Source organism: Klebsiella sp. 1SOBk5mer, assembly GCF_046603115.1.
GTDB lineage: Bacteria > Pseudomonadota > Gammaproteobacteria > Enterobacterales > Enterobacteriaceae > Klebsiella > Klebsiella quasipneumoniae.
The window spans coordinates 280,811-303,497 of record NZ_JBKIUU010000006.1; the positions used below are offsets into that span (position 1 = coordinate 280,811).

Annotated in this window: 19 protein-coding genes, 1 tRNA gene and 1 pseudogene; 14 read left to right on the forward strand and 7 right to left on the reverse strand. The window is 56.1% G+C overall.

Going from position 1 to position 22,687, the window contains the following annotated elements; translation table 11 throughout:
* The first annotated feature begins 12 nt into the window (after positions 1–12).
* On the forward strand, positions 13–3,147 hold the full coding sequence (locus tag ACLH1U_RS15785; RefSeq protein WP_411299332.1) for a glycosyltransferase: 3,135 nt from the start codon (positions 13–15) through the stop codon (positions 3,145–3,147).
* Positions 3,148–3,293: 146 nt separating this feature from the next.
* On the forward strand, positions 3,294–4,169 hold the full coding sequence (locus ACLH1U_RS15790) for a peptidase (RefSeq protein WP_102003797.1): 876 nt from the start codon (positions 3,294–3,296) through the stop codon (positions 4,167–4,169).
* Positions 4,170–4,210: 41 nt separating this feature from the next.
* On the opposite strand, the gene hspQ is transcribed toward ACLH1U_RS15790, so the two are convergent.
* Positions 4,211–4,528: a heat shock protein HspQ gene (gene hspQ / locus ACLH1U_RS15795; RefSeq protein ID WP_023289058.1), complete on the reverse strand. Its 318-nt coding sequence runs from the start codon at positions 4,526–4,528 to the stop codon at positions 4,211–4,213.
* 59 nt (positions 4,529–4,587) lie between these two features.
* Positions 4,588–5,790 (reverse strand): 23S rRNA (cytosine(1962)-C(5))-methyltransferase RlmI, encoded by a 1,203-nt coding sequence (rlmI, locus tag ACLH1U_RS15800; RefSeq protein ID WP_023289059.1) that lies wholly within the window; start codon positions 5,788–5,790, stop codon positions 4,588–4,590.
* Positions 5,791–5,980: 190 nt separating this feature from the next.
* Here rlmI and ACLH1U_RS15805 point away from each other — a divergent pair, with 190 nt between their 5' ends.
* Genes ACLH1U_RS15805 through yccX form a run of 3 tightly spaced genes read left to right on the forward strand, consistent with a single transcriptional unit; the run spans position 5,981 to position 7,671 of the window.
* Positions 5,981–6,535, forward strand: a complete 555-nt coding sequence (locus ACLH1U_RS15805) for a YbhB/YbcL family Raf kinase inhibitor-like protein (protein WP_085550658.1) — start codon at positions 5,981–5,983, stop codon at positions 6,533–6,535.
* Positions 6,536–6,552: 17 nt separating this feature from the next.
* Positions 6,553–7,341, forward strand: coding sequence for an AraC family transcriptional regulator (locus ACLH1U_RS15810; protein ID WP_085550659.1), 789 nt, complete (start codon positions 6,553–6,555; stop codon positions 7,339–7,341).
* Positions 7,342–7,389: 48 nt separating this feature from the next.
* Positions 7,390–7,671 carry an acylphosphatase gene (yccX, locus tag ACLH1U_RS15815; RefSeq protein WP_004201446.1) on the forward strand — a complete coding sequence of 94 codons (282 nt, stop codon included), beginning with the start codon at positions 7,390–7,392 and terminating at the stop codon, positions 7,669–7,671.
* On the opposite strand, the gene tusE is transcribed toward yccX, so the two are convergent.
* Together tusE and yccA are read right to left on the reverse strand one after the other, a co-directional pair.
* Positions 7,668–7,997: a sulfurtransferase TusE gene (tusE, locus tag ACLH1U_RS15820; RefSeq protein ID WP_004201447.1), complete on the reverse strand. Its 330-nt coding sequence runs from the start codon at positions 7,995–7,997 to the stop codon at positions 7,668–7,670. The genes yccX and tusE overlap by 4 nt on opposite strands.
* A gap of 87 nt (positions 7,998–8,084) precedes the next feature.
* Complete coding sequence (gene yccA, locus ACLH1U_RS15825; RefSeq protein ID WP_002898458.1) at positions 8,085–8,744, reverse strand: FtsH protease modulator YccA; 660 nt, start codon at positions 8,742–8,744, stop codon at positions 8,085–8,087.
* Between the two features lie 268 nt (positions 8,745–9,012).
* Between yccA and ACLH1U_RS15830 the strand changes: the two genes are divergently transcribed.
* The 4 genes from ACLH1U_RS15830 (at position 9,013) to ACLH1U_RS15845 (ending at position 14,025) form a co-directional block, all read left to right on the forward strand.
* Positions 9,013–10,665: an ABC transporter substrate-binding protein gene (locus ACLH1U_RS15830; protein WP_411299333.1), complete on the forward strand. Its 1,653-nt coding sequence runs from the start codon at positions 9,013–9,015 to the stop codon at positions 10,663–10,665.
* Between the two features lie 119 nt (positions 10,666–10,784).
* A tRNA-Ser gene (locus ACLH1U_RS15835) sits at positions 10,785–10,872 on the forward strand.
* A gap of 321 nt (positions 10,873–11,193) precedes the next feature.
* Positions 11,194–13,620, forward strand: a complete 2,427-nt coding sequence (locus tag ACLH1U_RS15840) for a glycogen/starch/alpha-glucan phosphorylase (RefSeq protein WP_411299334.1) — start codon at positions 11,194–11,196, stop codon at positions 13,618–13,620.
* Between the two features lie 63 nt (positions 13,621–13,683).
* Positions 13,684–14,025 (forward strand): STAS domain-containing protein, encoded by a 342-nt coding sequence (locus tag ACLH1U_RS15845; protein ID WP_023289065.1) that lies wholly within the window; start codon positions 13,684–13,686, stop codon positions 14,023–14,025.
* 44 nt (positions 14,026–14,069) lie between these two features.
* Here ACLH1U_RS15845 and ACLH1U_RS15850 read toward each other — a convergent pair whose 3' ends face one another.
* Positions 14,070–14,879, reverse strand: coding sequence for an EAL domain-containing protein (locus ACLH1U_RS15850; RefSeq protein ID WP_224252777.1), 810 nt, complete (start codon positions 14,877–14,879; stop codon positions 14,070–14,072).
* A 111-nt stretch (positions 14,880–14,990) separates the two neighbouring features.
* Positions 14,991–15,605, reverse strand: a pseudogene (locus tag ACLH1U_RS15855) (CSS-motif domain-containing protein); the annotation flags it as partial.
* A 402-nt stretch (positions 15,606–16,007) separates the two neighbouring features.
* Here ACLH1U_RS15855 and ACLH1U_RS15860 point away from each other — a divergent pair.
* From ACLH1U_RS15860 to ACLH1U_RS15875, 4 genes are all read left to right on the forward strand, one after another.
* The gene (locus ACLH1U_RS15860) at positions 16,008–17,024 is read left to right on the forward strand and encodes an iron ABC transporter substrate-binding protein (RefSeq protein ID WP_085550661.1); all 1,017 of its coding nucleotides are present in this window, start codon (positions 16,008–16,010) and stop codon (positions 17,022–17,024) included.
* 21 nt (positions 17,025–17,045) lie between these two features.
* The gene (locus ACLH1U_RS15865; RefSeq protein ID WP_172969401.1) at positions 17,046–18,620 is read left to right on the forward strand and encodes an ABC transporter permease; all 1,575 of its coding nucleotides are present in this window, start codon (positions 17,046–17,048) and stop codon (positions 18,618–18,620) included.
* Between the two features lies 1 nt (position 18,621).
* Positions 18,622–19,650, forward strand: coding sequence for an ABC transporter ATP-binding protein (locus ACLH1U_RS15870; RefSeq protein WP_085550663.1), 1,029 nt, complete (start codon positions 18,622–18,624; stop codon positions 19,648–19,650).
* A gap of 244 nt (positions 19,651–19,894) precedes the next feature.
* Positions 19,895–20,794, forward strand: a complete 900-nt coding sequence (locus ACLH1U_RS15875; RefSeq protein WP_085550664.1) for a GGDEF domain-containing protein — start codon at positions 19,895–19,897, stop codon at positions 20,792–20,794.
* 17 nt (positions 20,795–20,811) lie between these two features.
* Here the strand turns inward: ACLH1U_RS15875 and ACLH1U_RS15880 are convergent, their stop codons facing one another.
* The gene (locus ACLH1U_RS15880) at positions 20,812–21,645 is read right to left on the reverse strand and encodes a helix-turn-helix transcriptional regulator (RefSeq protein WP_085550665.1); all 834 of its coding nucleotides are present in this window, start codon (positions 21,643–21,645) and stop codon (positions 20,812–20,814) included.
* Positions 21,646–21,906: 261 nt separating this feature from the next.
* Between ACLH1U_RS15880 and ACLH1U_RS15885 the strand changes: the two genes are divergently transcribed.
* The gene (locus ACLH1U_RS15885; RefSeq protein ID WP_085550666.1) at positions 21,907–22,674 is read left to right on the forward strand and encodes a phytanoyl-CoA dioxygenase family protein; all 768 of its coding nucleotides are present in this window, start codon (positions 21,907–21,909) and stop codon (positions 22,672–22,674) included.
* Positions 22,675–22,687 lie beyond the last annotated feature (13 nt).

Consider the following 22,687-nt stretch of genomic DNA (forward strand, 5'->3'; position numbering starts at 1 on the left):
TGGAGATTTGAGATGGCATTAAGCGATTTATTACAACAGGCTTGCTTTCAGTGCAAGCCATTAAAAACGACCGCATTGCCTGCCGATTATCCTGGATGGGTCATCTTTTTTAGCGTCAGTGACGGAAAGCAGCGCGCGCATGTCCAGGTATCGACCGCCGCCAGTTTTGATCAAGCCTGGTTAACCGGCGCCAGAGCGCTGCAGGAGTGGCGTAAAAAGCAGGATAATGAACCGCAATGGTTACGAATTGACATTGTCGATAGCGTAGAAAAACTCACCTGGGAAAATCTGCAAAAGAAACTCAATATCACTAAACGCAATTACTTCCGCTTCGGGATCTCTTTTGATACCCAATTTACGCAAGCGATCCTTGAACAGGAAATTGCGGCGAATGCGTTACTTTATGATGGCGACAATGGCGTAGCGGCGCCAAATGACATCAATCTGGAAAATTATGGTCAACGGCGGTTTAAATGTAGTTTGAACTGGCCGAGCGAGCCTCAGCAGATATTATGGCGTTTTAAAACGCGATCGGTGTTTTGCGATCGTAGCGGTGCCAAACTCATTGAACATAGCGGCCGCAGTTCCGGCTACCGCGTTATCGATGATGAATGGCAAAAAAACTATCTGCCCGAGGTGATTAAAAAGGGGAGCGACTATCTGGCTCGCCAGGTTAAAAAAGATGGGCTCTATTATTACGGTTGGTTTCCCTGCTTTGACCGTCCGGTACGTTCCTATAATGCTCTGCGCCACGCCAGCTCAACCTATTCGCTGATTGAAGGATGGGAAGCCACCAGGCAGCCGCACCTGCGTCAGGCAATCGATCGGGCGATTGGTTACCTGGTCAACAATCTTATTGCCGTTCGTACGCTTGCCGATGGGCGACAGGCCGCGTTTCTTTGCGATGTCGAAAATGAAATTAAGCTTGGCGGGAATGCGGTCAGTATTCTGGCGCTGGTAAAATATACCGAAACGACGGGTGACCGACAATATCTGGACTTGTTGTCGCAACTGGCCACCGGCATTGCCTTTATGCAGGATGCGCAAAGCGGTGAGTTTGTTCATGTTCTTAATAGCAACGATCTCTCATTGAAAGCCAAACATCGCATAATCTATTACGACGGCGAGGCGGCATTTGCCTTAATGCGTTTGTATCGTTTGACGCAGGCGCCGCAGTGGCTGTCCATGGTGGAGAAAGCATTTGAATACTTCATTCGACAAAAACACTGGCAGCATCACGATCACTGGTTGAGCTACTGTGTTAACGAATTGACGCGTTACCGCCCGGAAGAGCGTTATTTCCGTTTCGGGCTGGATAACGTGCGCGATCATCTGGATTTCGTGCTGCAACGCGTAACAACCTATCCGACGTTACTGGAATTAATGATGGCGGCGGCGGAAATGATTGCGCGTCTGGATGCCTCGTCCGAACAGCGCCATTTGCTCGACAACTTTGATAAAGAGAAGTTTTATCAGGCGCTGGAGTCGCGGGCGCGTTACCTGCTGGATGGTTTCTTCTGGCCGGAGCTGGCGATGTTTTTTAAAAATCCTGCTCGTATCGTCAACAGCTTCTTCATTCGACACCATAGCTACCGCGTGCGGATTGATGATGTAGAGCACTATCTGTCTGGTTATATTGCTTATCAAAAGTATTATCAGGCTGCCAACACACGTCAGCAATCGCCAATCGCGGCGGCGCCCGCACCTCGGGGAACGACTATTTTTTTGTTAGAGAATCTGCGCGACGTGGGTAATGGTATTGAGGTAGCGGCTTCCCGGCGAGCAAGGCTGTTTGTAGAACATTTACAGACTGTTCCCTGGCTTATTACCGCGATGTGGGATCCCGAACTCAATGAGACGGTAAAAGCATTGAAGGCGCGAGGCGCGCTGCCGGAAGCGGTCCCGGTTTACAATCTGTACCATGCTTTGGTGTCGTGTCTGAAGAGCGGGAAAATCATTCCCCTACCTGCGCTTAAAGGGGAGATCGAACTTCGTCAGGCTGTAGCGCCAAAAGCAGAGGCGACGGTCGGTAAAAATAACTATCAATTACGCCCGCAGGGGCAACTGGTGGAGGATTACGTCGATAGCGCGGGAAACGTTTTGCTGCGTAAATATTTTGACGTGAAGAAAGCGAACCTGCAGATAGCCCGCATGGATCTCGCGCTACCCGGTGGAGAAATAAAATCCTTCAGCCAACAGGAGGCGTTTTTTTCCTGGATGCTGGAAATGATGCTGCCCGCAGCGGGCAGCTGGCATTTTATCGTCGATAAAAACAAAGCCTGGAAAGCGTTCGTCTGCTCGCAACCGGCACAGCGGATGAACTGCACGGTTAGCGCAGTCATCCACTCTCATCATCAGTTGCTAAACGGCGGGATAAAAGCTTCATACCGTCATTTACTGGAACAACCGCAACGGGTGGATCGGTTAATCGTACTTACCGACGAACAATGGCAGGATTTACAGCAGGAGGGGATCCCCGGCGATCGCCTGGTGGTCATCCCCAATCATATGGATGACAGCAAAATTCCGGCTGACCCGCAAAAGGAACCCTCGGAAACAGTCATCTATCTGGCGCGTTACTCTGAAGAAAAACAGCATCTGATGCTTTTCAACGCGTTCCGTAACGTAGTGGCGCAATGCCCTGATGCGCGGCTACACACTTATGGCGTCGGTCCGCTTCGCCGTAAACTCAGCGAGCAGGTTAAGGCGTGGGGATTAGAAGAGGTCATAAAAATCAATGGATTTACCTCGGATATTGCTGCTGTCCATCGCCGCGCTTGCTGTACGGTACTCTGCTCAAATCAGGAGGGGCAATCCCTGTCGGCGGTCGAGGCAATGGTCTATGGCACGCCGTTAATTAGCTTTGCTATAAAATATGGGCCGCGCGATATTCTGCAGGATCGTCAGGCCGGGATCCTCGTACCTTACGGCGACGAAGAGGCGCTGGCCGCGGCATTAGTTCAGGTCATCTCCGATAAGGCGTTACAAAAAGAGATGCAGGCCGCCGCCATCCGCAATGCACGCCGTTATTACGCCAGCGCGATAGCCGGGCGCTGGGAGAACTGGTTACAGCAAAATGAGCAGCGAATGAAGGGGCAGGAGGAGAAGCCGGTCAACGTGGTTTCACTCAAACAACGTGTCGTGTGAAAACGTTTCCGCCCTGGTAAAATGAATTCGCTGGGGCGGACTACATCCGGAGAGGCGGTACCTTGCGATATAGCAGAACAGGAGCGGCATGCTGCGCCATATATCTTTTCGCGGCCTTTTGTTTGCCTTCCGCAGTGGCTAATGAAATGGTGCAGGAATCTCGCTGCGTCAAAGGTTCGATATTGCTTAAACATCGCCTCGAAAAAGAATATGTTGAAGATGATTTCCATATTTTTTATAGCCTGCAAGGGCGCGACGCGCTCAAATATCAGTACGACAGTTCAGGCAGTGGCGTCCCTGATAGTATTAAAGATATTGCTGTGCAGCTGCAGGCCGCCAAATATCTTTATTCCCATGTGCTTGGCCTTCGCTTTCCGTTACAGCAAAAGATTTATGCTCAGGCCAGACAAATCAATGTCTATGTATTGCAACTGCCGAAGGGGAATGGTCTGGCTTTCGATCGCGTGGCGGCAGAAACCATGAATGACGGCAGGCAGCTGCCTTGCGGTTTAAAGTTTGTATTGAATGCCGCGCTGGAACCGGCGCGTAACATTACCCCTGCTCATGAATTTTTCCATCTTTATCAGTATGGCTATGCCGTCTTTAAACAAACATGGTATCTGGAGGGCATGGCGCGGTGGATGGAGAACAGCTTTAAAGCCCTGGAGAAAAATACCCGGCCGCGCTTTCCGCTTCCTGATTGCGAAAGTAATTTTACACGCGGTTATAACGCCGCGAATTACTGGGCAAGCTTTGCGCAAGCGCACTTTTCTAATATCACTATCCCCGCAGCAGCACAGCGTTTCCGTTACAGCGATGGTTCGCCGGTCTTGATAGCACAGCAAGTGAAAGGGGGGGCGATGCTGACGCCGTTTTTTAATCAGCTGGCGCAGGGGAGCGCGGTACAGTCGCGGCAGTTAAACCTGGCGAATACCCGCTGGTCGGAAGCGCAGCAGCGCAGCCCCGAGTTTAATGAGACGATTTGTCAGACGCTGGCCGCCGTGGTTGGGGCGAAAAAATAGGCTATAAAGCAAAACGCCGCCCTGAGGGCGGCGCGGGTAGGCTAGTTACGCAACCTGGGCGCCTGCAACTGCTGACGAATTGTTTTGGCCAGCTCGTCGAGGGACGGCTGCTCCGGATGTTCGTCGCGGGGTTCGCTGCTCAGCTGCGCTTCTGCCAGATAGGTGTGGATGGGTTGGCCATCATCATCTTCCATCACTACATGGTACCAGGGGGCCGCGCGCAGTTCGTCATTGGCGGCAATTTCATCCTCTTCCGGTTCCGCGAGCGAGTACTCGGGATCGACATCGACGATGACGCCCAGGTAGCCCAAGAGCGTATGGCGGACCTGTTGGCCGATACCGAATTTGCTGGCTATCATAGGCACCTCCTGGGAAACATGAATACTCCCTATATGAGGCTCATGTTTCGTTTTTCAAGTTACATGACGCGACAGGCAAACCCCTTCAGATACAGCCCTTCCGGATAGGTTGCGATCACCGGATGGTCGGCAGCCTGACGGAACTGTTCTATAAATTGTACATCACGTCCGGCATCAATTGCGGAATCCGCGATGATTTTCTGAAATAAATCGGTGGTCATCAGGCCGGAGCAGGAGAAGGTCAGCAGCACGCCGCCGGGGTTCAGCAGCTGGATCGCCAGCATATTGATATCTTTATAGCCACGGCAGGCGCCCATCAACTGGCTTTTATTTTCTACGAATTTCGGCGGATCCATCACGATGACGTCGAATTTCTCCCCTTGATCGCGGTATTTACGCAGCAGTTTGAACACGTCGTCGCGCACAAACTCCGCTTTGGACAGATCCAGTCCGTTGAGCTCCACGTTCTGGCGCGCAACGTCGAGCGCTTCCTGCGAGGTATCCACGCTGGTGACCTGGCGGCAGCCGCCCATCAGCGCCGACACCGCAAAGCCGCCGGTATAAGAGAAGCAGTTCAGCACCCGTTTGTCCGCCACGTAGCGACGGGTCGCCAGGCGACTGTCGCGCTGGTCGAGGTAGTAGCCGGTTTTGTGCCCGCCCTGGATATCGACCAACAACTTCATGCCGTGCTCAGCGATCGGCAGCAGCGCTGGCGGCAGTTCGCCCACTACCGGCCCCTGGGCCAGCTCCAGCCCCTCTTTTTTACGCACCGCGACATCGCTGCGATCGTAAATGGCGCAGTCCGGGAACAGGCTCTGCAGGGCGCTGATGATGGCGGCGCGCTGGTATTCGGCGCCTGCGCTGAGGAGCTGCAGCACGAAAAAGTTGCCAAAGCGGTCGATTGTCACGCCCGGCAGCCCATCGGACTCGCCGGCGATCAGACGGTAGCTGTCGAGGCCATCGCGCTCGGCCAGCCAGGCACGCCAGGTTTGCGCCTGCTGCAGGCGGCGTTCAAAGAAGGCGTTATCAATGGCTTCGTTGCGATCGAAGGTCCACACGCGGGCGCGGATCTGCGACGACGGCGAATAAGCGCCGCGGGCCAGCCATTTTCCCTGATGGTCAACGATATCGATGGTTTCACCGCTGCGGGCTTTACCTTCCATGCGGGCGACGCCGCCGGAGAAAATCCACGGATGGCGACGCAGCAGGGATTTCTCGCGTCCTTTGGCTAACACTAAGCGGGGGAATAGGGAATCTGTCATGGAGCTACCTTTAAGCAACGGGAATGTCGGCACCGAAAAATGGCGCGTAGATTAGCACACCTGGCGCATACAAGCATCTTTCCCCCGCCAGGCGCGGTTGAGCGTTTCGGCACAAAATGCAGGCGCTTCAGCACATTCACCTTGCGCGGCGTTTCATACTCTGTCTTCTCACCCCCAGGAGGAGAAGACGATGAAAACAGGTATGCGGATAGTTGTGGCGATGGTTGCGGCAGTGAGCAGTGGCGCGATGGCCGCGCCGTTTAGCGTGAGCAGCAATGATATGCGTGACGGGCAGCCGCTGGCCCAGAAGCACTGGTTTACCGGTTTCGGCTGCTCAGGAGGCAATGTCTCTCCACAGCTGGCATGGAAAAACGCCCCGGCAGGCACGCGCAGTTTCGCGGTCACCGTCCGGGATCCTGATGCGCCTACCGGCAGCGGCTGGTGGCACTGGACGTTAGTCAACATTGCCAGCAGCGTCTCTTCTCTGCCCGCTGGCGCGGGAGATAAAAACAGCGCTACACTGCCGGGCGGAGCGGTACAGGGCCGCAACGATTTTGGCTATGCCGGCTTCGGCGGCGCCTGCCCGCCGGCGGGAGATAAACCACATCGCTACCGTTTTACGGTGTGGGCGCTGGATATCCCCACGCTGCCGGTGAACGCCGATGCCAGCGGGGCGCTGGTCGGGTATCTGTTACACAGCCATGCTCTCGCCAGCGCCCAGTTGACGGCGACGGCCGGGCGCTAAAATAAAAGGGTGGTCGGATGGAGAGTATTCATTTTCAGCATAACGCCCTGACCGCCGCGGAGATCACCACCCGACGGCTATGCAGGCTGCATCGGGTGCGTCTGTTCGCCCCGGCGCTCTGTCGGGTAAAGCGCGGCAGCAAGGTGATTGTGCAAGGGGAGAGCCGGGTGCTGGCGACCCCGCAACAGCTGATTGTTTTGCCGGCAGACGTTGAGCTGGAGGTGATTAACCAGCCGGAGAATGGCCTCTTTTGCTCCGATCTGCTGTCGCTGACGCCCGAGCTGTTGACGGCGTTCAAGACCCGCTATGTCAGTGAACCACCGCCCGGGCGTCTGACCTCGCTCTGCGCCCCGGTGACGACTGAGCTGGCGTTTATGTGGCAAAGCGTTCTGCAGGCGGTGCGGGAAGGCTTGTCCTCCTCTCTGCAGCAGCATCAGACCATGGGCCTGCTGCTGGCCTTGCACGAGGCGGGTTATGCCGGCCCGCTGCTCGTCGAGCGGCAGCAGGATCTGTCGGCGCAGGTTCGACAACTGGTCATGCTGTCGCCAGCGCAAGCGTGGAGCGTGTCGCGGGTGGCGAAAATGCTCTTTCTCGGCGAGTCCACGCTGCGCCGTCGGCTGCAGCAGGAATCGCAGAGTTTTCGCCAGATTGTCGAGGAAGTGCGGATGGCCCATGCCCTGGGGCAGCTGCAGACCACTTCGCGGCCCATCGGGGAAATTGCGCAGAACAGCGGATATCAGTCGGGATCGCGCTTTACCGCGCGCTTCCGTCAGCACTATGGTTTACTGCCAAAGCACGTACGCTGAATGAATTTGCTATCCTCAGCGTAAAGGGTGAGCGAAAAGGAGACGATGATGGCCAGTATCTGCACGATGGCATGGGTTTACGGTTCAGTTCAGGGCGTAGGGTTTCGCTATTCGACACAGCGGGAAGCGCTGCAGCTGGGATTGACCGGCTATGCCCGTAATCTGGACGACGGCGGGGTGGAAGTGCTTGCCTGCGGCGAGGCGGAGCAGGTGGAGAAACTCATCGCCTGGCTGAAAGCCGGTGGGCCGCGCAGCGCGCGGGTTGACCGAGTGTTGACTGAACCCCATCAACCCACCCGCAGCTGGGACAAGTTCGCGATCCTCTATTAGATGCACTTCACCGGCTTCGGCAGACCGGCGATTTTGGTCGCTTGTTTGGCGGGGCCTTTCGGAAACAGGCGATAGAGATAGCGGCTGTTGCCTTTCTCTTCGCCAAACTTGTTGGCCATCGCCTTTACCAGCATGCGGATCGCTGGCGAGGTGTTGAATTCAAGGTAAAACTCGCGCACAAAGCGCACCACCTCCCAGTGCTCAACGGCGAGCGTTATCCCTTCTTGCGCGGCGATGACGTCGGCCATCGCCTCGCTCCACTGGGTGGTATCTTTCAGATAGCCTTCGCTATCCGTCTCAATTTCGTTGCCTTCAAAAATAAACATAATTTTTCACATACCGCCTGAAACTGGCCGCAGTGTAGCAAAAAAAAAGGCCCCGCATAAGCGAGGCCTTTGTTAGCAGGGGAACGGTTAGTCCCGGCTGGCGAAGCCCAGGATGCTCAGCAGGCTGACAAAGATGTTGTACAGCGAGACATACAGGCTGACCGTGGCGCGAATGTAGTTGGTTTCACCACCGCGGATGATGTTGCTGGTCTCGAACAGGATGGCGCCCGAAGAGATCAGGATGAACACCGCGCTAATCGCCAGGTGCAGCGCCGGCAGCTGCAGGAACAGGTTAGCGACCATACCAATCAGCACCACGACCACGCCGGCCATCAGCATCCCGCCGAGGAAAGACATATCTTTACGCGTGGTCAGCACGTAGGCCGAGCAGCAGAAGAAGACCAGCGCCGTACCGCCCAGCGCCAGGCCGATCAAATCGCCCATGCCGGCAGAAAGGTACGCGTTCAGCATCGGTCCAAGGATATAGCCGAGGAACCCGGTGAAGGCGAAGGCGGAAATAATCCCGGTGGGCTTATTCGCCGTTTTATAGGTCAGGAACATCAGACCGTACATCCCCACGAGGGTTAAAATCAGCCCCGGGGAAGGAAGCATCAGCACCGTGCTGGCGGTAGCGGTGATGGCGGAAAACGCCAGCGTCAGGCTGAGCAGGAAGTAGGTGTTACGCAGAACCTTGTGCGTGCTGAGCAGCGAGGAACGGTCACGCGATGATGTAATTATGCGATCCATGAGTCACTCTCTTATGACAGATGTAATTAGGTATAAAGAATAAGAAAAACAAGCGTGAAGCCCTAATGCTTTTACCCATCTTTACTTAGCTTTTGCCGCTTTTGACTAGCATAAAATTCTGCATGGATTGGAAAAAGCGATATGTTTTCGCGTTTCGCTTCGGTGAGCCGATCGAAATCTTATAGGTTACTGAAAAATATTGCTTTATTGAAATTCTGCGACTAAGTGTGGAAGGGGGAATAACTCCGTACGTTAAAGGCAAAGGGAAATGACATTACATCAAAACAATCACATCACGCGAACGCTGCTGGCAGTCAGTATGATAGCAATGATCGGCGGGGCCCAGGCGGCGCAGGTGCCGCCGGGCGCCCAGCTGGCGGAAAAGCAGGAGCTGGTCAGAAATAACGGCAGTGAACCAGCCTCGCTCGATCCGCACAAAGTCGAGAGCGACGTTGAAAATAATATTATTAGCGATCTCTTCGAAGGTCTGGTCAGCGTATCGCCTGCGGGGGTGGTCGAGCCCCGGCTGGCGGAACGCTGGGAAAACAAGGACAACCAGCTGTGGACCTTCCATTTACGTCCCGGCCTGACCTGGTCCGACGGCACGGCCATCACGGCGCAGGATATCGTCTGGAGCTGGCAACGGCTGGTCTCGCCGGCCACCGCCTCCCCCTATGCAAGCTACCCCGGCAATATGCATATCACCAACGCCCGAGAGATTGCCCTGGGGCAAAAGGGCCCCGAGACGCTGGGGGTGAAAGCCCTAAACGACACCACGCTGCAGGTCACCCTGACTCAGCCGAATGCTGCCTTCCTGGCGATGCTGGCGCACCCCGCGCTGGTGCCGATCGACAAAGTGCTGGTGGAGCGTTTTGCCGATAAATGGACCCGGCCAGAGCATATCGTCACCAGCGGGCCCTATAAGCTGACCCAATGGGTGGTGAATGAACGGCTGGTGGCTGAACGTAATGTGAAGTACTGGGACAATGCGCACACGGTTATCAATAAAGTCACTTACCTGCCAGTCTCTTCCGAGGCCGCCGATGTCAATCGCTACAAAGCGGGGGAGATCGATATTGTTTACACGGTGCCGATCAATCAGTTTGCGCAGTTGCAGAAAACCATGGGCGACCAGCTGGACGTTTCGCCACAGTTGGCGACCTATTACTACGAGTTCAATACCACCCGGCCGCCGTTTAACGACGCGCGCGTGCGTCGGGCGCTGAATATGGCGCTTGATAAAGATATCATTGCCGGAAAAGTACTTGGCCAGGGCCAGCGCCCGGCCTGGGTAATCAGTCAGCCGGATATTGGCGGCGTGACGCTACACAACCCGGACTATGCCAGCTGGCCGCGCGAGAAGCGGATTGCCGAGGCGAAAAAACTGCTGGCGCAGGCAGGGTACGATGAGCGGCACCCACTGGTCTTTACCCTGCTATATAACACCTACGAGTCACATCAGCGCATCGCCATCGCCGCCAGCTCTATGTGGAAGAAAAACCTCGGCGTCGAGGTGAAGCTGCAGAACCAGGAGTGGAAGACGATGCTGGATACGATGCATACGCATAATTTTGACGCCGTCCGCTACGCGTGGATTGCCGACTACGACGATGCCGCCTCCTTCCTCAATACCTTCCGCACCGGGGATAGCGAGAACACCAGTCAGTACAGCAACCCGGCTTACGATGAGGCCATGCACAACGCGGCGAAAGCCACCGACGTGGCGACCCGCGGCAAATACTATCAGCAGGCGGAAGATCTGCTGGCGCAGGATGTTCCCGCCATTCCGGTCTATCACTATGTGCGTACCCATTTAGTGAAGCCCTGGGTGGGCGGCTTCACGCCGGACAAACTGGGGTACTACTACACCAAAGATATGTACATAAAGAAACTGCCGTCCGCGAGCGGCGATGGGCGCTGATTTTCTGTGCGAACTGCCTGAAATTCAGACGAATAACACAGATTTGTTTGTTTTTAAGGCAGTTGAACAAAATGGTGCTTTACAGCATCCGCCGAGGTGTTTATAGTGCGCCTCACACCGGAAGTGTGGCCGAGCGGTTGAAGGCACCGGTCTTGAAAACCGGCGACCCGAAAGGGTTCCAGAGTTCGAATCTCTGCGCTTCCGCCATATAAAAGAAGGGGTTACCGAAAGGTAACCCCTTTTTGCTTTTCCCTTTGACCATCCCAACCGCGCTTCATCCTGACCTTCGACTTCGCAAACCCGCCATGCGAAATCTCGTTGACTCTGTCAGCGCCGCAGCGTAATCAGCTGGCGAAAATGAAACCACCAATCCGTTTAAAAGGCGGAATGTTAATTGTTCCGAAGCACGATATAAGCGAATTGATGCTCAGGAATAAAAACTTTCCGCAAAAAAACTTCGTCTATACTTGGAAAAATGATGATTTACCTGCCACGGTTTTACGCAGAAAAGAGACCAGTGAGGTCAGCATGCCTGTCATTAATCCGCAAGATATCAAAGAATTACGGGCGTTGGTTGAAGAACAATTAAAATACACGCTGTGTGTCAGCTTAAATAAAGCCACGCTAGGCGATATTTTTAACGCGGTGGCGCTGGCCATTCGTCATTTTCAGCAGGACCATTTTCTGTCGAGCCAGGCGCGGCAGCGCGAAGCGCGAAAAAAGCGAGTTTACTACCTGTCGATGGAGTTTTTACTCGGCCAGTCGCTGCGTAATAACCTGGTGAATATGAATTTACTGTCGGAGATGCGCCAGGTGGTCAATGACCTGGGGTTTGATCTTGAACGCCTCCTTGACGAGGAGCCTGACGCCGCGCTGGGTAACGGCGGATTAGGGCGCTTAGCCGCTTGCTTTATCGACTCGATGGCCACCCTTGACATTGCAGCGTCCGGGCATGGCATCAAATACGAATATGGCCTTTTTCGCCAGTCCTTTCAAAACGATCAGCAGATCGAACATCCTGATGACTGGCACTCCATGCATTCCCCATGGCTGGTGGAGCATCACGCCCAGCACATTCTGATCCCGCTGGGGGGGTATATCGAGCATAGCGAAGATATTGATGGTAATTACAACCCGATGTGGCTCGGCTGGAAAACTATCGTTGGTATTCCCCATGACTATTTTGTTTCCGGCTACCGGGATACGACCACCAACAAGCTGCGTCTCTACAGCGCGGTAGCCTCTGACTCCTTTAATATCCATATTTTTAATCGCGGCGATTATATCAAGGCGGTGAGTGAAAAAATCGCCTCGGAGAATATTTCAAAAATACTCTATCCTTCCGATGAGGTGCTGACCGGAAAAGAGCTGCGGCTGACCCAAGAATATTTTCTGGTGGCCTGTACGCTGCGGGATATATTTCGTGACTACGCTGAGGTTAATGACGACATTACTTTGCTGGCGCAGCATGTGGCTATTCAGCTTAATGACACCCATCCGGCATTGGCGGTGGTGGAGCTGATGCGGATCCTCGTGGACGAATACCGACTGCCCTGGGAGCAGGCGTGGGAGATAACGCAAAATACCTGCGCCTACACCAATCATACGCTGATGCCGGAAGCGCTGGAGACCTGGCCGGTGTCGTTGTTTGAGAAACTTCTGCCGCGTCACTTGCAGATTATATTTGAGATTAACCACCGTTTTCTCGAAGCGGTGGCCCGGCGCTGGCCGGATAAAAATCATCTGTTATCTTCGCTGTCTTTAATTGACGAACATCATGATAAGCAAATCCGCATGGCTAATCTGGCCATTGTCGGTAGCCATCGCGTGAATGGGGTGGCGTGGCTGCACTCAGAATTGGTCAAAAAACAGCTGGTGCCTGATTTCTATTTTATCACCCCGGAGAAATTCATTAATCAGACCAACGGCGTCACACCGCGTCGTTGGGTGCAGCAGGCTAACCCTGGGCTGGCAGAGTTTTTGCACAAACAATTGGGGGAGGGGTGGCCAACCGATTTACCCCAGCTCTCCCGTCTGGAAAACCTGGTGGACGATCCGGCCGTTATTGACAATATCCGGGCCATAAAATTTGCTAACAAAACCGCGCTCAGCCAGCTGGTGGCGCAACGCTACGGCATCCCGCTGGATCCGCTGGCCATGTTTGACTGTCAGGTCAAACGTATTCACGAATACAAACGACAGTTACTCAATATTCTTCACGTGATCGCGCTGTACCTGGAGATCAAAGAGGCAGGGAGAACGATTGCGCCTAAGGTCCATTTGTTTGCGGGTAAAGCGGCGCCGGGCTACCGGATGGCGAAGCTGATTATTCAGTTGATTAATACCGTTGCCCGAAAAATTAACAGTGACCCGCAGGTCGCCGGGCAGCTTAAAGTGGTTTTCCTCGAAGATTATAAAGTCTCGCTGGCGGAAAAAATTATTCCCGCCACGGATCTCTCTGAGCAAATTTCCACCGCCGGGACCGAGGCGTCCGGCACCAGCAATATGAAGTTTGCCATGAACGGCGCGTTAACTATCGGCACCTATGATGGGGCGAATATCGAAATCCGCGAGGCAGTGGGGATCGATAATTTTTATCTGTTTGGCGCGGTGGCGGAAGAGATTGAAGAGAGCCGACGCCTCGGGCGTCACCATGCGTTCTATCATCAGAATCCGGCTATCGCGCGAGTGGTCGATAGCCTGGTGTCCGGGCAGTTTACCGCCGATCGCGAACGATTTGCGCCGCTGCATCAGATGCTGACGGGGGCCGATCATTACTGCCATCTGCTGGATTTCGACAGTTATTGTCAGGTGCAACAGCAGGCGATGGCTGATTTTGAACAACCGGATCGCTGGCACCGCCGGGCCTTGCTCAACATTTGCCGGATGGGGGAGTTTTCCAGCGACAGAACTATCCGCGGCTACGCCAGGGATATCTGGGGCATGACCCGCTAAAAAAGCACACGCCGAACAGAACTGAGTCGCGTTGACAGGTGTCAGCCAACATTGAGGATAAAGATGAACGTTGAATTACATACTGAGCAGGGCGTCAAAATTATCGTGCCCCTGGTGCGTCGACTGGATGCTTCCGTTGTCTCGGCGTTTAAGCAGCAGGTCCTCGAGGCCATCGACGGGGAGACGAAAAACGTACTGCTGGATCTGAGCCATGTCGAGTTTATCGACAGCAGTTGCCTGGGTGCCCTGGTATCCATACTCAAGAGCGTCAGTGGGCAGGGAGAGCTGGTGCTGTGTTCGCTCAACGGGACGATCCAGAACCTGTTCAAGCTTACCCGTATGGATCGTATCTTTTCTATTAAAGAGAACCGTCAGGAGGCGCTGAACCTGTTTGCTCAGGGATGAGGTTTGTGCAGGGCAGGATTGCCGCCGGGTTACTGACCGCCCGCTTATTCTTCGATAATCCGTGCCTTCGGTTTACTCAGCAGGAGCATCACCAGCGCGACGTAGGGCATCGGCTTCCAGAAGAAGTAGCCCTGCAGCAGAGGAATATTCTGGCGATTGAGGTAATCCAGCTGGGCCTGGGTTTCAACGCCCTCGGCAATGATGCGCAGTGAAAGCGTTCGGGCCATCTCTATCACGCAGTCCAGCAGCTTGCTTGACGGCGTCTCTCCGGTCACGCGACCGACAAAGCTCTGATCGATTTTAATGTAATCAAACACCAGTTCGTGCAGATAGGAAAGCCCGGAATAGCCGGTACCAAAGTCGTCCAGTGCGATGGAAAACCCGCAGTTGTGTAACCTGTTGAGCTTGTCGACCACCGCCCCATTGAGTAACAGCGGTTCCTGCTCGGTGATCTCCAGCATCAGCTTTACCGCTTTACCCTCAAAGCCGCGCTGAAAGTGCAGACAATCATCGATAAACGTCGGCGAGTTAATATGCGACGCGCTGATGTTGAGGCCAATATGAAACCCATCCGGTAGTTTATTAAAGAGCGGTCTCATCTGGGCGGTTACCTGCGCCATCAGGCTGCGGGTCAGCGGAATAATTAGGCCGGTACGCTCGGCCAGCGGTATAAATTCAGCAGGTGAACGCGAGGGCGTGGTGGTGTTTTGCCAGCGTGCCAGTATTTCCACACCGTATATCTCACCGGTTTTCCCGTTCACCAAAGGCTGGTAGTAGGGAACGATATAGCCCTGGGCGATGGCGTAGCGCAACTTTTCCTCTTCAGAGGTGTAAACATTGAGAAATTTACGCATCAGAAAATAAAACAGCAGCGAAACAGAGAAAATAAAAATCAGTAAACCGGCGCCATTATTCACCAGGCGGCCGGGGCTTAAAAAAGATGACTCGGGATAGGCAATGCGAAACGGATAGGCCGGCGAGGTAAAAACGCTCCGGCTTGGATCCGCAGCCTGTGGCTGGACATCGCCATGCCTGGTAATCATTTGATCCTGAACCCATAGCGCCAGCCCATTGCTATCCGAATCGCTATATAGCGCATCGCGCAAATGGACGTCGCTGATAGTGACAATCACCCGGATCTGCGCTGAGTGCGTCTGATAGATCAGCACCGGACGCTTATTGACCATCATTCTGGCCGGGAGCAGCATCAGAGGTTCGTCAGATAAAGAAACAGGGCTGAGCGTCAGGACCCGGTTGCCGGGCAGGGACGAGCACCACACCTGGCCCTCTTTTATCAGCATAATGGTGCGCAGATGCGGCTGCAGGGCGGCCTCCGTTCCGAGCTGAAACTGACCCTGTTCCGAGCACCCGCTGCGGCTAACGTTCATCGCCGTCACCGTTGCTGTGCGGGCCTCATCCAGAATAACGGCGATTTTCGTCGCCGCCTGGCGGGCGGCGGCGACATGGGCGGCCTGGTCGGAATGCCACAGTTGCCAGTTAATGACGAACACGCCAGCCAGAAATACCACCAGCGCGAGGGAAAAGGCAATCCATGCGTTTCGCCGCTTTATCTCTTTCATTTATCGTGCGTGCCAGGGTGAGTGTGCATAAAGTTAACCATCCCTCTGACGGTAAAGGCTTTTTAATGATCGTAGAAGGGGGATATCTTTCGTGATGACGGCGCATATTAAAAACATGATCAGTATCACAATACCCGCCGGCAAAGACCGCAGATAACGTGCAGAGGCGGCTGCTCTGTCACGAAGGCAATAAAATAATCACAGCTTAATGTTTTCTTAATCTAAATTTCGGGAACGGATGGTTTTAAGCATTTTCTAATCCCTAATAACAGACCGGCGCTATTTTTTGCTTTTTTAAGTTTATGATAATTGTTTTCATTATCATTCTTTTTTTGCTGTGATTTAATCCTCTCCGCTCAGGCTATTTACCATTAATTGCCCTATTTCATTAAGGATGCGTTCATGAAATCTCGCTTATCGCCCCTCCGCACGGCAGCGCTGGTTGCCGCTTCTCTGTTTCTGGCGCCGCAAGGGATGGCGGCTGACGGTCAGGACGGGATTGTGGTCTACAACGCCCAACACGAAAATCTGGTGAAGTCGTGGGTGGATGGATTTACGAAAGAGACCGGTATTAAAGTCACGCTGCGCAATGGTGATGACAGCGAGCTGGGTAATCAGCTGGTTCAGGAAGGCGCCGCGTCGCCAGCCGATGTGTTTCTGACCGAGAACTCGCCGTCGATGGTGCTGGTTGATAATGCCAAACTTTTCGCCCCGCTGGATGCGGCGACCCTGCAGCAGGTTCCGGCGCAGTACCGCCCTCAGCACGGTCGCTGGATCGGCATCGCCGCGCGCAGCACCGTCTTCGTCTATAACCCGGCGAAAATCAGCGAGGCGCAGCTGCCGCACTCGCTGATGGATCTGGCAAAACCGGAGTGGAAGGGCCGCTGGGCGGCTTCGCCATCGGGGGCGGATTTCCAGGCTATCGTCAGCGCGATGCTGGCGCTGAAGGGCGAGCAGGCGACTCTCAACTGGCTGAAGGCGATGAAAACCAACTTTGTCGCCTATAAAGGCAACAGCACGGTGATGAAAGCGGTCAACGCCGGGCAGATCGACGGCGGGGTGATCTACCATTACTATCGCTTCGTTGACCAGTCAAAAACCGGCGAGAACAGCAAAAACACCCAACTGTATTACTTCAAACACCAGGATCCAGGGGCCTTCGTCAGCATTTCCGGCGGCGGCGTGCTGGCCTCCAGCAAACATAAAGCGCAGGCGCAGGCCTTTATTAAATGGATCACCGGTAAGCAGGGACAGGATGCGCTGCGCACCAATAACGCCTTCGAATATGCGGTGGGGGTAGACGCGGCCTCTAACCCGAAACTGACCCCGCTGAAAGATCTGGACGCCCCGAAGGTAGAACCTTCCTCGCTGAACAGTAAAAAGGTCATTGAACTGATGACGCAGGCTGGCCTGCTCTGATCCTGAGGAAGTGATGTTGCTATGTCTGTTCTGAGTCTGTCGCTCGGAAAGAAAACAGGACGCCTGCCCGAGCGCAGGCGTCCTGCATTTCCGATGGTTGCCTTAGCGCTCCTGTTTTCATTGCTGGCGCTGTTGCCGTTAGGGTTTGTGGTGGCGGTCGGATTCGAGACCGGCTGGCCGACAATCAAAGCGCTGGTCTTTCGCCCGCGGGTAGGCGAGCTGCTCAGCAATACCCTGTGGCTGACGGTGCTGGCGGTCCCCATCAGCATTGTGCTTGGCGTGACGCTGGCCTGGCTGACGGAACGTACCGCGCTGGCCGGGCGGCAGCTGTGGTCGGCGCTGGCGGTGGCCCCGCTGGCCATTCCAGCCTTTGTTCAGAGCTACGCGTGGGTCAGCGCTGCGCCCTCGCTGCATGGCCTGGGCGCCGGGGTGTTTCTTTCCGTGCTGGCCTACTATCCGTTTATCTATATGCCAGTGGCGGCCGTGCTGCGCCGACTCGATCCCACGCTTGAAGATGTCGCCGCATCGCTGGGCACTCCGCCGTGGAAAGTGTTCTTTCGGGTGGTCCTCCCGCAGCTGCGGCTGGCTATCTGCGGCGGTGCGCTGCTGGTGGCTCTGCATCTGCTGGCGGAATATGGTCTGTATGTGATGATCCGCTTCGATACTTTCACTACCGCCATTTACGATCAGTTCCAGTCGACCTTCAGCGGTCCGGCCGCCAATATGCTGGCGGGCGTGCTGGCTCTGTGCTGTCTGGCGATCCTGCTGCTGGAGAGCGCTTCGCGCGGTAAAGCGCGCTATGCGCGTATCGGCGCCGGGGCGGCGCGCGAGCAGAAGCGCCTGGTGCTGGGTAAAGGGGCCGCTTTCGGCGCGCAGCTGCTGCTTCTGTTGCTGGTGTTGCTGGCGATGGGGGTGCCGTTGCTGGTCCTGGGACGCTGGCTGTGGCTGGGCGGTATCGACAACTGGCTGCATGCCGATCTGTGGCATTCCCTGCGTCAAACGCTGCTGCTGGGGGCGGGCGGGGCGCTGCTGACGACGGTCTGCGCGATCCCCATCGCCTGGCTCGGCGTGCGCTATCCGCGTCCGCTGTTCCGCCTGCTGGAGGGGTGTAATTACATCACCAGCTCGCTGCCCGGCATCGTGACCGCGCTGGCGCTGGTCACCGTCACCATCCACTATGCCCGTCCGGTGTACCAGACAGAAGTGACGCTGTTTCTGGCCTATTTGCTGATGTTTATGCCGCGGGCGCTGATTAACCTGCGCGCCGGTATCGCCCAGGCGCCGGTGGAGCTGGAAAACGTCGCCCGCAGTCTCGGACGCAGCCCGGCCCGCGCCCTGTGGAGTATCACCATGCGGCTTGCCGCCCCGGGGGCGGCCGCCGGCGCCGCGCTGGTGTTCCTCGGCGTCAGCAATGAGCTGACCGCCACGCTGCTGCTCTCGCCGTTAGGCACCCGCACGTTGTCGACCGGATTCTGGGCGTTAACCAGCGAGATCGACTACGTGGCGGCGGCGCCCTACGCGCTGTTGATGATCGTCATTTCGCTGCCGCTGACGGCGGTTCTCTATATGCAGTCGAAAAAAATGGCAGGGTTGTAACATGCTGGAATTGTCTTCTGTTTCGAAATCCTTCGCCGACGCGCAGGTCCTCGATAATATTCATCTTCAGGTGGCGCCGGGTAGCCGGACGGCTATAGTGGGTCCGTCGGGTTCGGGAAAAACCACGCTGCTGCGCATTCTCGCCGGTTTCGAAACGCCCGACAGCGGGCGGATCGTGATGCACGGCGCGCCGCTGTTTGCCGAGGGCGTGTTTGTTCCTGCCCACCAGCGACGGATCGGCTACGTTCCGCAGGAGGGGGCGCTGTTTCCTCACCTCAATGTGGCGGACAATATCGCCTGGGGACTGGACGCCAGCCGCGAGGAAAAACGTCGCCGGATGGGCGCGCTGATGGAGATGGTCGCCCTCGACCACAGCCTGGCGCGCCACTGGCCGCATGAGATCTCCGGGGGCCAGCAGCAGCGTGTGGCTCTGGCTCGCGCCCTGGCCCAGCAGCCGGCGCTGATGCTGCTCGATGAACCCTTTTCTGCCCTGGACACCGGACTGCGCGCCAGCACGCGCAAAGCGACCGCCGATCTGCTGGCGGAGACCGGCATCGCCTCGATTCTGGTGACCCATGACCAGACCGAAGCGCTGTCGTTCGCCACACAGGTGGCGGTGATGCGCCAGGGGCGTTTCGCCCAGGTGGGGACCCCGCTGGCGGTTTACTCGCAGCCGGTGGATGAAGAGACGGCGCTGTTTCTCGGCGATGCCCTGATCCTCCCCGCACGGCTGAGCCCCGGGCGGGCCAGCTGCGCGCTGGGCGACCTGGCGACAGACGCAGGGCATCCTGCTGGTGAAGGTAAGGTGATGTTGCGTCCGGAACAGCTGAGCGTCAGCGTGAGCGGGCCGCAGGAAAGTACCGCCACCATCCGCGATGTTGATTTCTCCGGCCAGCTCTCCACGCTGACGCTGTCGATGTCCGGGCACGATCGGCCGATTGTCCTGCGAACCGTAAGCCAGCCGGCGTGGCAGCCCGGCGCGACGGTGCGATTGACGGTCAGCGGCAAGGCGCGAGTGTTCAGCGGCTAATCTCTGAGCAGGCGCCGCCGGTTATCGGTGGCGCCGCACGGAAAGCTAATCAGCTGATGGATTTAGCCGATAGTATCCGCGCCACTGACCTCGTCGCCATGGAGTGGTAGTACGTTGGAACAATTCCGCGGGGTCAGTCTACCTCACCGCCGTTTTGTCGGCGCGTCGCTTTTTCATTCGTCCCGCTGCGCTTAACTGCTATCCTGTCCCGCGATCGGCCCTGTGGTTACCATGAGACATCGCTATGCCTGAATGCCTTATTCCTGCGAAACGCCCCATTCCGTCCGCTTTGGCGCGGGGTACGCTACTGCCTGCGCTGCTGGTTATCGTCGCCGTCGCTGTCGGCTGTGCGCTGGTGTCGCCGCCCATCGGCTCGTGGCGAGAAATCCTGGCCAACCCCGGACTCTATATCGATTTGCTGGCGCTGCTGTTTCTGGTGTTTATGCTGTGGAGCTCAGCGAAGGTGCGGATGAGCCATATTGCCGTCAACTGGGTGCGCTATGGGCTGCTGCTGTGGATTGCCGGCGGCACGTTCGATGTGATGGATGAGATGGTGGTTCAGCCGCGCTGGATGGGCTACTACTGCGAAGATCTGCTGCGCCTCTCCGGGATGCTGCTTACCGTGGTGGGCGTCTACAAAATTATTGAGCGCATCAACCTGCTGTACGTTGACGCGCGCTCGCAATCCCTAAAAGATGAGCTCACTCAGTTGCCCAACCGCCGCTTTTTTATCGATACCATTCGCGAAAAGTCCGGACATGCGTTGGGGCTCATGATCCTGGATATCGATTTTTTTAAGAAAATCAACGATACCTGGGGCCACCTGGTGGGGGATGAAGTGTTATTTTCCCTGGGGAAACAGCTGGCGAAACTGACCAGCGAGCAGGTCCTGCCGGCGCGTATCGGTGGGGAAGAGTTTGCCATTATCGTCGATGGCCTGTCGGAGCCTGAGCTGCACGATCTGGCGCAGGCGATCCTCGACAATGCCCGCACCATCCTGATCAATCATCAAACACCGCTGTCGATCAGCATTGGCGTCGGAACCTGGCGGCCGGGCGAAGCGCAGGAGACGTTTATCCGCAAAGTCGACGAGGCGTTGTACAAGGCCAAGCACAACGGGCGCGGGCGCGTGGAGTGGGCGTAATATTCCGACACGGCAGGTTAGGCCTGCTGTGCGCTGCGGCAGTGTCGCCGATACTCTGACGGCGAACGCTCGGTGTAGCGTTTGAAGACCCGGCAAAAATAGTTGCTGTCGACAAAGCCGCAGTTATGGGCGATCTCTTTCACCTTCAGGTCATAGCCGCGCAGCAGCTGTTTTGCCTTTTCAAGACGCACCCGGGTCAGATATTCGTTAAATCCCACCGAGCCTGATTTCTGAAAAATATGCGAAAGATAGTTGGGCGTGATGTGAAAACGTCTGGCCACTGATTCCCGCGTCAGCGGCAGGCTCAGATTTTCCTCGAGATAGTCCTGAACGGCAAGAAACAGATCCCGGCTGCGACTGACGCGCATTTCCAGCCCAACCAGCTGTTCGCGACAGTGGCTCAGTAGCGCGGCGACCACCAGCCGGGCGGTCAGCGGATCGGGCTGCAGGCTGACTTCATTCAGGCTCAGCAGCAGGTAAGAGCCCACGCGCGGCCCGAGGCGGGCAACGCTTTGCTTCTCCGTGTGCAGGCTTTTCCCGTCCCAGCGCTGAATACTGAATCCCAGTTTCTGCCGGCCAAACAGGATACTCAGGGTAGTGGCCGGGCCGGCCCACTGCGGCAGCGTCCACTTTCCCGCCTGCACGTAGAGTACCTGCAGCGCGGTTAACGTCGAAGCGGCTAGCGGCAGCCCCTGTTCATTAAGCTGACCCTCCAGCACAATTTCCAGACGTGGAAACGGTACGTTGAAGGCAAGGGCAGGCACGGAAATATCCGGCTCAGGAAATCTCACCTGTAAGCGATCTTTTTGAGCGATTAACCGATGCAGTATATCCGGCAGATCTTCAATCATTCTTTGCCCTCAGCATGCGCATTATCCTGTTGATGATAATCTATTTTTTCCTCCCCGGCAGCGTTTGTTAAGCCATTTTGCGCGGTGGATTCCCGGTCAGCTACAGCACAGCCATCGCCGAAAACGTGATTGTTGACGCCCATCACACTTTGTTGGCTCGCGTAGGTATGTCCAGTTTTTCGTAGCGTTCGCCTCCTGTCATGCCGCGGATGGACCAGTAGAGTTTGTTTGTGTTATCGGAACGTTAAAAAGGAACGCAACATGAACTCATCATCAGCTAGCTTTCTCGATGCGTTAGGCGCCAGCCTGGCGCTCAGCGCGCAAATGAAACACGAGCTCGACACCCTCGGCTACACCGTTGTGCATAATGTCGTTGACGCCCAGTGGCTGAGCGAAATGCGACGGCTAATTGATACCCTGGTTGAGCGCGAAGGCGACAATCTGGCGATGGAACATCATCAGGAAGCGACCGCGACGCGGATCGCCAACCTGGTGAATAAGGGGGTTATCTGGGAGAAAGTCTGGGCTCATCCGCTGATCCTCTCCGCCTGCCGCTATATCTTCAACGGCCATTTTAAAGTCTCCAGCCTCAACGCGCGCGAGGCGTTATATAACGGCGGCCACCAGCCGCTGCACGCCGACTGGAAAAAGCCGCGCCCGGATTTTCCCAAAGTCCACCTGGTGAATACCATCTGGGCGATAGACGATTTGAGCGCCGCCAACGGCGCGCCGCGGATTATCCCCGGTACCCACCTGCGTCCTGAGCTCCCGGAAGAGGTACTGGCCGACCCGGAGCAGGCCCACCCTGATGAAATCGTGTTTGCTGCGCCGGCCGGGAGCGTGATGATTTACAACGCTCACGCCTGGCACGGCGGCACGCGTAATCGTGAGGGCAGCAGACGACGTGTGCTGCATGGGTTATACATCGATCGCGCGGATACGCCGCAGCAGGACCAGCGGCGCTGGTTGACGCCCGAGACGGCCAGCCGCCTGACGCCAGCGCAAAAGTGGTTGCTGGATGTAGAGTAAGGTCTGTCGCCGG

Excerpts from the sequence above, each read along its gene's own strand:
- ACLH1U_RS15860 (WP_085550661.1), top strand. The coding sequence starts at position 16,008 with ATGAAATCTCGCTTATCGCCCCTCCGCACGGCAGCGCTGGTTGCCGCT.
- ACLH1U_RS15875 (WP_085550664.1), top strand. The coding sequence starts at position 19,895 with ATGCCTGAATGCCTTATTCCTGCGAAACGCCCCATTCCGTCCGCTTTG.
- ACLH1U_RS15850 (WP_224252777.1), bottom strand. The coding sequence starts at position 14,879 with ATGCGTAAATTTCTCAATGTTTACACCTCTGAAGAGGAAAAGTTGCGC.
- ACLH1U_RS15830 (WP_411299333.1), top strand. The coding sequence starts at position 9,013 with ATGACATTACATCAAAACAATCACATCACGCGAACGCTGCTGGCAGTC.
- rlmI (WP_023289059.1), bottom strand. The coding sequence starts at position 5,790 with ATGACAGATTCCCTATTCCCCCGCTTAGTGTTAGCCAAAGGACGCGAG.
- tusE (WP_004201447.1), bottom strand. The coding sequence starts at position 7,997 with ATGTTTATTTTTGAAGGCAACGAAATTGAGACGGATAGCGAAGGCTAT.
- ACLH1U_RS15870 (WP_085550663.1), top strand. The coding sequence starts at position 18,622 with ATGCTGGAATTGTCTTCTGTTTCGAAATCCTTCGCCGACGCGCAGGTC.
- ACLH1U_RS15885 (WP_085550666.1), top strand. The coding sequence starts at position 21,907 with ATGAACTCATCATCAGCTAGCTTTCTCGATGCGTTAGGCGCCAGCCTG.
- yccX (WP_004201446.1), top strand. The coding sequence starts at position 7,390 with ATGGCCAGTATCTGCACGATGGCATGGGTTTACGGTTCAGTTCAGGGC.
- yccA (WP_002898458.1), bottom strand. The coding sequence starts at position 8,744 with ATGGATCGCATAATTACATCATCGCGTGACCGTTCCTCGCTGCTCAGC.
- ACLH1U_RS15810 (WP_085550659.1), top strand. The coding sequence starts at position 6,553 with ATGGAGAGTATTCATTTTCAGCATAACGCCCTGACCGCCGCGGAGATC.
- ACLH1U_RS15805 (WP_085550658.1), top strand. The coding sequence starts at position 5,981 with ATGAAAACAGGTATGCGGATAGTTGTGGCGATGGTTGCGGCAGTGAGC.
- ACLH1U_RS15790 (WP_102003797.1), top strand. The coding sequence starts at position 3,294 with ATGGTGCAGGAATCTCGCTGCGTCAAAGGTTCGATATTGCTTAAACAT.
- ACLH1U_RS15845 (WP_023289065.1), top strand. The coding sequence starts at position 13,684 with ATGAACGTTGAATTACATACTGAGCAGGGCGTCAAAATTATCGTGCCC.
- hspQ (WP_023289058.1), bottom strand. The coding sequence starts at position 4,528 with ATGATAGCCAGCAAATTCGGTATCGGCCAACAGGTCCGCCATACGCTC.
- ACLH1U_RS15785 (WP_411299332.1), top strand. The coding sequence starts at position 13 with ATGGCATTAAGCGATTTATTACAACAGGCTTGCTTTCAGTGCAAGCCA.
- ACLH1U_RS15880 (WP_085550665.1), bottom strand. The coding sequence starts at position 21,645 with ATGATTGAAGATCTGCCGGATATACTGCATCGGTTAATCGCTCAAAAA.
- ACLH1U_RS15840 (WP_411299334.1), top strand. The coding sequence starts at position 11,194 with ATGCCTGTCATTAATCCGCAAGATATCAAAGAATTACGGGCGTTGGTT.
- ACLH1U_RS15865 (WP_172969401.1), top strand. The coding sequence starts at position 17,046 with ATGTCTGTTCTGAGTCTGTCGCTCGGAAAGAAAACAGGACGCCTGCCC.